Annotated in this window: 13 protein-coding genes; 8 read left to right on the top strand and 5 right to left on the bottom strand. The window is 72.3% G+C overall.

What is annotated here, in order from left to right; translation table 11 throughout:
• The first annotated feature begins 140 nt into the window (after nt 1–140).
• Both D0D28_RS22355 and D0D28_RS22360 read left to right on the top strand, forming a co-directional pair.
• Complete coding sequence (locus D0D28_RS22355; RefSeq protein ID WP_116112045.1) at nt 141–1,076, top strand: TauD/TfdA dioxygenase family protein; 936 nt, start codon at nt 141–143, stop codon at nt 1,074–1,076.
• A 17-nt stretch (nt 1,077–1,093) separates the two neighbouring features.
• A complete protein-coding gene (locus D0D28_RS22360; protein ID WP_094008452.1) occupies nt 1,094–1,528 on the top strand; it encodes a limonene-1,2-epoxide hydrolase family protein in 435 nt (144 codons plus the stop codon).
• Here the strand turns inward: D0D28_RS22360 and D0D28_RS22365 are convergent.
• Genes D0D28_RS22365 through D0D28_RS22385 form a run of 5 tightly spaced genes read right to left on the bottom strand, consistent with a single transcriptional unit; the run spans nt 1,423 to nt 4,020 of the window.
• On the bottom strand, nt 1,423–2,202 hold the full coding sequence (locus tag D0D28_RS22365; protein ID WP_198958369.1) for a cytochrome c oxidase assembly protein: 780 nt from the start codon (nt 2,200–2,202) through the stop codon (nt 1,423–1,425). The genes D0D28_RS22360 and D0D28_RS22365 overlap by 106 nt on opposite strands.
• Nucleotides 2,195–2,629, bottom strand: coding sequence for a DUF2243 domain-containing protein (locus D0D28_RS22370; RefSeq protein ID WP_094008451.1), 435 nt, complete (start codon nt 2,627–2,629; stop codon nt 2,195–2,197). Before D0D28_RS22370 ends, D0D28_RS22365 begins: the two co-directional genes overlap by 8 nt.
• A gap of 43 nt (nt 2,630–2,672) precedes the next feature.
• Nucleotides 2,673–3,023, bottom strand: a complete 351-nt coding sequence (gene trxA, locus D0D28_RS22375; protein WP_094008450.1) for a thioredoxin — start codon at nt 3,021–3,023, stop codon at nt 2,673–2,675.
• A complete protein-coding gene (locus D0D28_RS22380) occupies nt 3,020–3,418 on the bottom strand; it encodes a MerR family transcriptional regulator (RefSeq protein WP_094008449.1) in 399 nt (132 codons plus the stop codon). Before D0D28_RS22380 ends, trxA begins: the two co-directional genes overlap by 4 nt.
• A 29-nt stretch (nt 3,419–3,447) precedes the next feature.
• Nucleotides 3,448–4,020: a DinB family protein gene (locus D0D28_RS22385; protein ID WP_116112048.1), complete on the bottom strand. Its 573-nt coding sequence runs from the start codon at nt 4,018–4,020 to the stop codon at nt 3,448–3,450.
• Nucleotides 4,021–4,072: 52 nt separating this feature from the next.
• Between D0D28_RS22385 and dinB the strand changes: the two genes are divergently transcribed.
• From dinB to D0D28_RS22415, 6 genes are all read left to right on the top strand, one after another.
• On the top strand, nt 4,073–5,269 hold the full coding sequence (gene dinB, locus D0D28_RS22390) for a DNA polymerase IV (protein WP_116112051.1): 1,197 nt from the start codon (nt 4,073–4,075) through the stop codon (nt 5,267–5,269).
• 487 nt (nt 5,270–5,756) lie between these two features.
• A complete protein-coding gene (locus D0D28_RS22395; protein WP_167481592.1) occupies nt 5,757–6,704 on the top strand; it encodes an ABC transporter substrate-binding protein in 948 nt (315 codons plus the stop codon).
• Nucleotides 6,691–7,602: an amino acid ABC transporter permease gene (locus D0D28_RS22400; RefSeq protein ID WP_116112054.1), complete on the top strand. Its 912-nt coding sequence runs from the start codon at nt 6,691–6,693 to the stop codon at nt 7,600–7,602. The genes D0D28_RS22395 and D0D28_RS22400 overlap by 14 nt, the downstream gene beginning before the upstream one ends.
• A 1-nt stretch (nt 7,603) precedes the next feature.
• The gene (locus D0D28_RS22405; RefSeq protein ID WP_116112056.1) at nt 7,604–8,368 is read left to right on the top strand and encodes an amino acid ABC transporter ATP-binding protein; all 765 of its coding nucleotides are present in this window, start codon (nt 7,604–7,606) and stop codon (nt 8,366–8,368) included.
• Nucleotides 8,368–10,089, top strand: coding sequence for an aminotransferase class V-fold PLP-dependent enzyme (locus D0D28_RS22410; RefSeq protein WP_116112058.1), 1,722 nt, complete (start codon nt 8,368–8,370; stop codon nt 10,087–10,089). Before D0D28_RS22405 ends, D0D28_RS22410 begins: the two co-directional genes overlap by 1 nt.
• 56 nt (nt 10,090–10,145) lie before the next feature.
• The gene (locus D0D28_RS22415) at nt 10,146–10,346 is read left to right on the top strand and encodes a DUF3072 domain-containing protein (protein ID WP_094008443.1); all 201 of its coding nucleotides are present in this window, start codon (nt 10,146–10,148) and stop codon (nt 10,344–10,346) included.
• Nucleotides 10,347–10,642 lie beyond the last annotated feature (296 nt).

Below are 10,642 nucleotides of genomic sequence, written 5' to 3' on the forward strand. Positions count from 1 at the left end.
GCAAACCCTACGGCCTGACACGGTCCCACGGTCAGATCCTGCCCGCACGAGATGACCACATACTGGACGTATCTTGCCGCCTCCGGTCACTCGCGGTGATCATCGAAGCCCGTCCGCGATCGTCCCGGGAGGTCCGCGAAATGCCCGTCGAGCTGCCCGAACGCGTCGACCGCCTGCGCCCGGCCGAGGTTCCGGCCGACGGCATCCTCGAGGGTCCGCGGCTCCTCTCGCGCCTGCACGAGAATGACCGGTCGCACGCCTACGAGATGTTCACCTTGTGCCCGCTGGGCCCCCTGATCGGCGCCGAGATCACCGGCGTGGACCTCCGCCGGCCGCTCACCGCGGAGCTGCGGGAGGAGCTGAACCGGGCGCTGCTGGAGTGGAAGGTGCTGTTCTTCCGCGACCAGGACATCACCGCGGCGCAGCAGCGGGCGTTCGCGCGCAACTGGGGCCCGCTGGAAACCAACCCGTTCCTGCCGTCCGGGGACTCCGACGAGGTCACCCGGTTCGCCCGCGGCGCCGGCATGCCCGGCTTCGAAAACATCTGGCACACCGACGTCACCTGGCGCCCCGAGCCCGCGCTCGGGTCGGTGCTGCGCCTGGTCGAGGTGCCCCCGCTCGGCGGTGACACGCTGTGGGCCGACATGGCCGCGGCCTACGACAACCTGCCCGCCGACGTGCGCGAGCGGATCGACGGGCTGCGCGCGGTGCACGACTTCGTGCCCGGTTTCGCCCGCTTCGCCGACCACGACCTGCTGGCCCGCTGGCAGGACCGCTTCCCGCCGGTCGAGCACCCGGTGGTGCGCACGCACCCGGAGACCGGGCGGAAGACGCTGTTCGTCAACCAGGCCTTCACCACGCACATCACCGGCCTGGACCGCGACGAGAGCGACCGCCTGCTGCGGCTGTTGTTCGCGCAGGCGCACGTGCCGGAGTACCAGGTGCGGTTCTCCTGGCGGCCGAACTCGGTGGCGTTCTGGGACAACCGCGCCACCCAGCACTACGCGGTCAACGACTACCACCCGCACGCCCGGGTCGCCGAACGCGTCGCGATCGCCGGTGATCGCCCGTTCTGACCGGTTAGCCTGGGGCCATGGCGGACCCGAAGAGCACGGTGACCTCGTTCCTGACGGCCCTGGAACGCGACGACGTCGAAGGCGCGCTGTCCCTCGCCGACCCGGACGTGGTGTACCAGAACGTCCCGCTGCCGCCGGCGCGCGGCATCGCGGCCGTGGAGAAGCAGCTGCGGATGCTCAGCCGCTACCGCATCGGGTTCGAGGCGCGGGTGCACCACATCGCCGCCGACGGCCCGATCGTGCTGACCGAGCGGACCGACGTCCTGCGCGCCGGGAGCTGGGACACGCGGTTCTGGGTGTGCGGCACGTTCGAGGTGCGCGACGGCCGGATCGTGCTGTGGCGGGACTACTTCGACTGGGCCACCGTGCTCGCCTCGAGCGTGCGCGGCGCCGGGCGGGCCGTCGTCACCGGCGCGTCGACGCTGCTCGCCCGCGCGCGCCTGCGGGACTGACGCCGGTACCACCGCAGGCAGATCACCAGCGCGAGCGCGATCCCGACCGCGTCGCCGCCGTAGTACATCAGCTGCGCCCCGGCCCGGAACTCGTCCCCGGCCGCGTACAGCGTCTTCGCCAGGACGCCGTGCGCCGCGCCGGCCAGCACCAGCGTCGCGCCGCGCAGCGCCAGGCCGTGGCGGTGCCGCACCGGCTCCACCTGGCAGATCGCGGTCGTGAACAGCAGCCCGGCGGCGAACACGTGCGCCAGCGCCCACGGCTGGTGCGCCTGGGCGATCAGCGGCGTCCGGTACAGCAGCCACAGCCCGCCCACGTCGAGCACCGCGGCGACCGGCGGGAACACCAGCACCGCCACCGGCCACGACCGCAGCACCCGCACCAGCGCGCGGCGGCCGCGGCATACCCGCAGCGCCAGCGTGACCGGGCGGCCGAGCACCAGCAGCAGCGGACCGGCCATGCCGACCACGAGGTGCTGGGCCATGTGGGCGGTGAACGTCCGCGCCGGGGTCGACAGCGCCACGACCACCGCCAGCGCCCCGGCGGTGAACGACACCGTGCGCCACCGGGGCCAGCGCCGCGCCGCGCTCAGGTAGCCGGCCAGGGCCACCAGGACCAGGAGCGAGACCGGCCAGGTCCCACCGGGTTCAGGCAGAGTGCCGACGTGGTCAGGCACGTGCCCGCTCCCGCACCAGCAGCACCACGCCCGTGACCAGCAGCAGCACCGCGATCGCGTTCCACGCCCAGTCGTAGGGCACCAGGTTCACGTGGTAGCGGATCTGGTGCAGGGTCAGCAGCTTGTGCTGGATCGTGCCGTCGTAGAGCTGGAACGCGCCCGCGCCGGTGAGGATCCCGCCCAGCAGCGCCCGGCCGGACAGCGCCGCGCGCCGCCGCAGGTCGGCCACCAGCACCAGGCCGAGAACGGTGGCGAACCAGCCGAACGCGTGGAACAGCCCGTCGGACACCAGCCCGGCGTCCGAAGTGGACTTGTCGTAGAAGTGGTGCCAGTGCAGCAGCTGGTGGAAGACCGTCTCGTCGGCGAACGCCGCGATCCCGATCCCGATCGCGGCACCCGCCCAGGCCGATCGCGCCCGTGCCACCATCCCCGTGCACCTCCGGGCAGCGGCCTACCCGGTGGCGCCCGGGTTATGCGTTCAGTGCCGCGTCGAGTTCGGCGAGCAACCGGGCCTTGGGCCGCGCGCCCACCCACTGCGCCACCGGCGCGCCGTCGCGGAACAGGACCAGCGTCGGCATCGACATGATCCGGAGGTCACGCGCGAAGCGCTGATTCTCGTCGCAGTCGATCTTGCGGATGGCCAGGGTGCCCGCGCGCTCGGCGGCGATCTCGGCGAGCACCGGCGCGATCATGTGGCACGGCGGGCACCACTGCGCCCAGAAGTCGACCAGCACGGGACCGTCGTGGCGCAGCACCTCCGCCTCGAAGGTCTCGTCGGTCACGGCGAGCACGGCGCCGGAGAGGTCGGTGGTGGCGGTCATCGGGACTCCTCGAACGAAGTGGTGACCCGGCACGGGCCGGGTTCTCGGTCCAGCGCTTCGGTGAGCTTGGCGCGCAGGTCGTCGCGCACGGCCTGCAACCGGTCCAGGCAGGCCTCGACCTCGGCGAGCTTGCGCTCGTAGACCTCGATCGAGTCGGCGCACGAGTCCCCGGTCTCGTGGCCGGCCCGGAGGCAGTCCACGAACGGCCGGGTGTCGTCGAGGCTGAACCCGACCGCCTGCAGCGTCTGGATCTCCTTGACGAGCCGGAAGTCCTCCTCGCCGTACTCGCGGTAGCCGTTGGCCGCCCGGCGCGCGGCCAGCAGCCCCTGGGACTCGTAGAACCGCAGGGCGCGGGTGGTGGTCCCGGCCCGCTGCGCCAGCTCCCCGATTCGCATGAGATCGAGCGTAAAGGTTGCCGCTGACGTCAAGGCAAGGATTCGCGCGCGACCCGCTCCAGCCGCTCCCGGTAGTCCGCCCACCAGCGGGGGCCGGCGTCGGGCAGGTTGCCGGTGTCGCGGCGCATGCCGGCGGCGCCGTCGACCAGCTCCCGGACGATGTCGGCGTGGCCGGCGTGGCGCTGGGTCTCGGCGATCATGTGCACCAGGACCCGGTGCAGGGTGACCGGCTCCCGTCCCGGGATGTGGCCGACCGCGTCCAGCGCCAGCGCGCCGATGGTGGCGTCGGCGTGCGCCCAGGCCTGGCGGTAGAGGGCGACGATCTCCGCGCTGGACTCGTCCGCGCGCGCCCACATGTCGGCGTTGGGTTCGGCGTCGGACAGCCAGGGCAGCTCGCGGCCGAACGGGCGTCCGAAGGAGGCCCCGAAGTACCCGAGCTCGCAGCCGACGAGGTGCTTGACCAGGCCGAGCAGGTTGGTGCCGGTCGGGGTCATCGGGCGGCGCATGTCGTATTCGGACAGGCCCTCGAGCTTCCAGAGCATCACTTCGCGCGCCGCCTGGAGGTACCGGTGCAGATCGTCCTTCGGATCGTTCTCGGTCATGCGGACAGCGTCCCACCGCGGACCGGAAAATGTCGGGGGTGGGTGCGAACATGTGTTCGTGACGAACGAGGGCCCGATCCTGCACGCCGACCTGGACGCGTTCTACGCGTCGGTCGAGCAGCGTGACGATCCGTCGTTGCGCGGGCGGCCGGTGATCGTCGGTGGCGGGGTGGTGCTGGCGGCGAGCTACGAGGCCAAGGCGCGCGGGGTGCGCACGGCGATGGGGTGCGCCCAGGCGCTGCGGCTGTGCCCGTCGGCGGTGGTGGTGCCGCCGCGGATGGCGGCCTACAGCGCGGCGAGCAAGGCGGTGTTCGCCGTGTTCGAGCAGATCACGCCGCTGGTGGAGGGGCTCTCGATCGACGAGGCGTTCCTCGACGTCGGCGGGCTGGCCAGGATCGCCGGCCCGCCCAGTGAGATTGCGGCCGGCCTGCGGCGCGCGGTGGCCGAGCAGGTCTGGCTGCCCATCACGGTCGGGGTGGCGCGCACGAAGTTCCTCGCGAAGGTCGCCAGCGGGGTGGCGAAACCGGACGGGCTGCTCGTCGTGCCGCACGATCGTGAGCTGGAGTTCCTGCACCCGCTGCCGGTGGAGCGGTTGTGGGGTGTGGGGCGGGTGACGGCCGGGAAGCTGCACGCGCGGGGCATCCGGACGGTGGGGCAGGTCGCCGAGCGGGGCGAGGCGGAGCTGGTGGCGCTGCTCGGCCGGGCCGGTGGGCGGCACCTGTTCGCGCTGGCGCACAACCGGGACCCGCGCCCGGTCGTGGCCGGGAGACGGCGGCGGTCGATCGGGGCGCAGCGGGCGCTGGGGCGGCGGGCGCGTTCGCCGGACGAGCTGGACGAGATCCTCGCCGCGCTGACCGACCGGCTGGCGCGGCGGTTGCGGGCCGCGCACCGCGTGTGCCGGACGGTGGTGCTGCGGATGCGCTTCGCCGACTACAGCCGCGCGACGCGGTCGCAGACGGTGCCGCGTCCGACGGCGCACACCGAGGACATCCTCGCCACCGCGCGGGGCCTGCTGGCCGCGGCGATGCCCCTGATCCGGGAGCGGGGGATCACGCTGATCGGCCTCGCGCTGTCCAACTTGGACAACGACACGCCGGTGCAACTGGAGCTGCCCTTCGACGAACACCCACCGGACGCCCTGGACGCCGCCCTGGACCGGGTCCGCGACCGCTACGGGGCGAAAGCGGTGACGCGAGCGATGCTCCTCGGCCGCGACGACGGCCCGACGGTGCCCCTGCTACCCGATTGAGCCGCGGGCGGTCGCCGCGCCGGCGTTGCCGGGTGCAGGGCAAGCGGGCGAATGGCGGTTCGAGGGGTGACGGTGAGTTTCCGGCGGCACGTGCCCAGCCGGGGTTCGCGGGAGCGCGAATGCGACCGCCGGGGGCACTGCTCTGCGCCGGAGGCGCCGGCCAGCGTGAGGCTCGTGGACCCGGTGCGACCGAGACATCTCACGAGTCCTCCGGGCCGGAAGGAACGGCACCACCACCGGGCGATGGTGGCGGTCAGGGCGCTACCTGCGCTCGGTGGCCGGGTGGGGCTGAGGGTGGGTTGCCCGCTCTTTCCGATCCGGCGCAGTGGGGCGGCCGCTGGACCCGTGGGGATTTGTCGACCAGCGTGCAAGCGTCAGCAACCAGCGGCTCGTCCTGGTCCTGCGCGTCGATTTCAACTCACAGTTGACGTCTTCAACACGCAGTTGTAGCGTCCCTGCTCATCGTTCGATCGGGTGAGGAGATGCCATGTCTGCGAGGTCACGGGTGACGCGCTGGGGCGCGCTGGTCGTCGGCTGCCTGATGGTCACGGCGGCCTGCGGCGGCGGGTCCGACGGCGCCGGAGGTGGCGGCACCGCCACCGGCTCGGACGTTCCGGACACCGCGGCCATCCTGCAGGGCGTCACGAAAGACCCGCAGCTCGCGGCGGCCCTCCCGGCTCCCGTCGCGCAGGCCGGCAAGCTCAACATCGGCTCGAACATGCAGTCCGCGCCGAACAACTTCTACTCCGCCGACGGCAAGACGCCAGTCGGGTTCGAGGTCGACATCGCCAAGGCCGTCGCCGCCAAGCTGGGCCTCACCGCCCAGCACACTGATATGCCGTTCGGCTCGCTGATCACCAGCCTGCAGTCCGGCCGCCTCGACCTGACGATGGCCGGCATGAACGACACGAAGGCCCGCCAGCAGCAGATCGACTTCGTGGACTACTTCACCTCCGGTATCACGATCATGGTCCGCAAGGGCAACCCGGACGGCATCACCGGCCCGGACTCGCTGTGCGGCAAGACCGTCGCGGTCGTGCAGGGCACCAGCCACCAGACCTTCGCCGCCGAGCAGAGCGCCAGGTGCGTCCAGGCCGGGAAGCCGGAGGTCACCACGACGGCCACCGACAGCGACTCGCAGAACCAGAACCAGCTGCGCACCGGCCGCGTCGCCGCCATCCTCAACGACCTGCCGACCGCCGCCTACGTCAGCCGGAACGCGGGCGGCGGCGAGTTCTTCGAGGTCGTGCCCGGCGAGCCGATCAACGGCGGCCCGTACGGCATCGGCGTCAACAAGACCAACCCGCAGCTGCGCGACGCCGTCGCGCAAGCCCTCACCGCGCTCGTCGACGACGGCACCTACGGCAAGATCCTCGACGCCTGGGGCGTGCGGCAGGGCGCGATCACGAAGGTGACGGTCAATGCCGGAAGCTGACCTGACCACCCGGCTGCCGCAGGCCGAACTGCCCATCGTGCGCCTGCGGCACTGGGGCCGCTGGGTGTCGGCGGTGGTCATCCTCGCCCTGCTGGCCGGGCTCGGCGTGGTGCTGGCGCAGGCGAAGATCCAGTACGACACGGTGCCGGAGTTCCTGTGGTACCACGTGATGGCCGTCGGCCTGCTCAACACCGTCCTGCTGGCGGTGATCGCGCAGGCCGCGGCGATCGTGATCGGCGTCGTGATCGCGCTGATGCGCCGCTCGGCCAACCCGGTGGCCCGCGTCGTCGCCGCCGTCTACATCTGGCTGTTCCGCGGCCTGCCGGTGCTGCTGCAGATCCTGATCTGGTTCAACCTGGCGCTGGTGTTCGAGTTCGTCTCGATCCCGCTGCCGTTCACCGGCGGCTACCTGGTCCACGAACCGACCAACGTCATCGTCAGCGCGTTCGTCGCCGCGCTGCTCGGCCTCGCCCTCAACGAGAGCGCCTACATGGCCGAGATCGTGCGGGCGGGCCTGAACAGCGTGGACCGCGGGCAGACCGAGGCGGCGAAGTCGATCGGCATGACCCCGGCCATGACGCTGCGCCGGATCGTGCTGCCGCAGGCGATGCGGGTCATCATCCCGCCGACCGGCAACGACTTCATCAACATGCTCAAGGGCACGTCGATGGCGTCGGTGATCGGCGTGACCGAGCTGATCCACGCGGCCAACAACATCTCGTCGCACAACCTGCTGGTCATGGAGACCCTGCTGGCCGCCGCGGTCTGGTACATGGTCGTGGTCACGGTCGCCAGCGTCGGCCAGCACTACCTGGAGCGCGCGTTCGCCGCCGAGGCGCACACCGCCCGGCCGTGGTCGCGCGTCGGCCGCGCCCTGACGACCCTGCGGAGGGCCTGACATGACCGAGCCGTTACTGCGTGCGGTCAACGTGCGCAAGCACTTCGCCGGCACCGAGGTGCTGCGCGGCATCGACCTGTCAGTCCACAAGGGACAGGTGGTGTGCCTGCTCGGCCCGTCCGGCGCGGGCAAGAGCACGTTCCTGCGGTGCGTCAACCACCTGGAAACGATCGACGGCGGCCAGGTGTGGGTCGACGGCGAGCCGATCGGCTTCCGGCTGCACAAGGGGAAGCTGCACGAGCTGCGCGAGCGCGAGGTCGCCCGTCAGCGGCGGGACATCGGCATGGTGTTCCAGCGGTTCAACCTGTTCGCCCACCGCACGGTGCTGCAGAACGTCACCGAGGGACCGGTCCGGGTGCGGGGCCTGTCCGCGGCCGAGGCCCGCCGCACCGCGCTGGAGCTGCTGGACCGGGTCGGCCTCGCGCACCGCGCCGAAGCCTACCCCGACCAGCTCTCCGGCGGCCAGCAGCAGCGCGTGGCGATCGCGCGGGCGCTGGCGATGAAACCGAAGCTGATGCTGTTCGACGAGCCGACCTCGGCGCTGGACCCGGAGCTGGTCGGCGAGGTCCTGGAGGTGATGACCTCGCTCGCGTCCGAAGGGATGACAATGGTGGTCGTGACACACGAGATGGGGTTCGCGCGGGAGGTGGCCGACGAGGTCGTCTTCATGGCCGACGGCGCGGTCGTGGAGACCGGGCCGCCCGCGCAGGTCCTCGGCGCGCCGGAGCACGAGCGCACCCGGCAGTTCCTGGCGCGCATCCTCTGATGGCCAGGATCTCGCCCAGCTACCTGCTCCAGTTCGACGAGCCCGCCGGCTACCTGGACTTCGCCCGCTACGGCCCGCCGTCGCACGCCGTCGTGGACACCACCGCACGGCTGCTGAACTCCTCCGCCAAGGCCGGCCCGTCCACAGTGGACGACCTGATGCGGCAGGAGGTCCGCGCGAAGGCGGCGGTGGCGCGGCTGTGCGGCACCGACACCGACCACGTCGTCCTGCTGCCCAACACCAGCCAGGGCCTGTTCCAGGCCGCGTTCCACGCCCCGCCCGGCGAGGTGCTGGTGTCCGCCGCCGAGTTCCCGGCCAACACCTACCCGTGGGCGCGCGCCGCGGAAGCCGGCCGGATCACGCTGCGCCGGATGCGGCCGCCGCGGGGGTACGTCACGCCGGAGGTGGTGGCGCGGGAGCTGACCGGGGACACCACGCTGGTGTCGGTCAGCGCCGTGGACTTCCGCACCGGCTACCGCGCCGACCTCGCCGCCCTGCGGGACACCGTCGGCGACCGGCTGCTCGTGGTCGACGGCATCCAGGGCTTCGGCGTCGTCGACGCGCCGTGGGAGGCGGCCGACGTGCTGGTCGTCGGCGGCCAGAAGTGGCTGCGCGCGGGCTGGGGCACCGGGTTCGCGGTGCTGTCGGACCGGGCGCTGGAGCGCATGCGGCCGCTGTTGTCGGGCTGGACCGGCGCGCACGACGCGGGCCTGTTCGACGACGAGATCCACCCGCCGGCGGAGTTCGCGGCGTCGTGGTCGGTCAGCAACCTAAGCCCGGTCACCTCGGGTGCGTTCGCGGCCGCGCTGGAACTGGTCGAGGAAGCCGGGGTCGCGGCCATCGAGTCGCGCATCGCCGAGCGGGTCGGCGAACTGGAGGAGATGCTGCGTACGGTGGGCGCGGAGATCGTGTCCGCGACCGGCCGGCGTGCCGGGATCCTCGCGTTCAGCCTGCCCGGGCACCCGGCGGAGCGGGTCGGGGCGGTGCTGGCCGCCGAGGGTATCGCCGCCACCGTGCGCACCGACCACGTGCGGCTGTCCCCGCACGCGTCCACGCCGGCGTCGGCGGTGGAGGCCGTCCGCACCGCGCTGGAGCACCTGTCCCGCCCGATGCCGGCCAGCCAGGTGCCAGCCGCGTCCGCCACCGACTCGGTGCTGTCCGCGCTGGTCCCGGCGGTGAGCGGGCTGGCCGCGATGCTCGGGCCCGGCAACGAGGTCGTGCTGCACGACCTGTCCAAGCTGCCGGATTCGATCGTCGCCATCGCGGGCGGCATCACCGGCCGCGAGCCCGGCGGGCCGATGACGGACCTGCTGCTCGGGCTGGTGCGCCGCGGCACGACGCACGACCTGACGAACTACGAGACCCACGGCCCGGACGGCAGGCCGATCCGCTCGTCGACCATCTTCCTGCGGGACGCCGACGGGGTGGCGATCGGCTGCCTGTGCGTGAACAGCGAGGTGACGCAGGGGCCGGCGAGCGAGGTGCGGGCGGAGAGCTTCCCGCCCGACGTGGACAGCCTGCAGCGGTTTCTGGTGGACCGGGCGGTCGCGCAGACGGGGATCCCGGTCGGGCTGATGAAGAAGAAGCACAAGGCCGCGGTGGTGCGCGAGCTGGACGAGGCCGGGTTCTTCCTCATCAAGGACGCGGTGGACTTCCTCGCCGGTGAGCTGGAGGTCACCCGGTACACGATCTACAACTACCTCAACGAGATCCGGGCATAATCCGGGGCCGCGCGGGGTAAGCCGGTTTCGAACACATCGGCGAACGGAGGTGTGGGGTGACCGGACCGCAGAACCCGGAGAAGGACCCGCGGGACTGGACCACGGGCGAGGAGGAGATGACCGGCCCGCAGCGCTCGTACCTGCAGACACTGGCCCGCGAGGCCGGTGAGGAGCTGCCGGAGAACCTCACCAAGGCCGAGGCGTCGCAGCTCATCGACCGGTTGCAGGAGAAGACCGGCCGCGGCACGGACATCTGAGCGCGGCACTCGCGCGCGGGAACGCGGGACTCGCGGGCGCAAGCGTGGGACTCGCGGGCGGGAGCGTGGGACTCGCGCGCCGGAACGTGGGACTCGCGGGCGGGAGCGCGGCACTCGCGCGCCGGAACGTGGGACTCGCGGGCGGGAGCGCGGCACTCGCGCGCGGGAACGCGGGACTCGCGGGCCCGAGCGTGGGACTCGCGGGCCCGAGCGTGGGACTCGCGCACCGGAACGTGGGACTCGCGGGCGGGAGCGTGGGACTCGCGGGTAGGGGGTGTGGGGCGTTCGGGCACGTG

Source organism: Amycolatopsis ruanii (genome assembly GCF_003385175.1).
GTDB classification, from domain to species: Bacteria; Actinomycetota; Actinomycetes; order Mycobacteriales; family Pseudonocardiaceae; genus Amycolatopsis_E; species Amycolatopsis_E thermalba.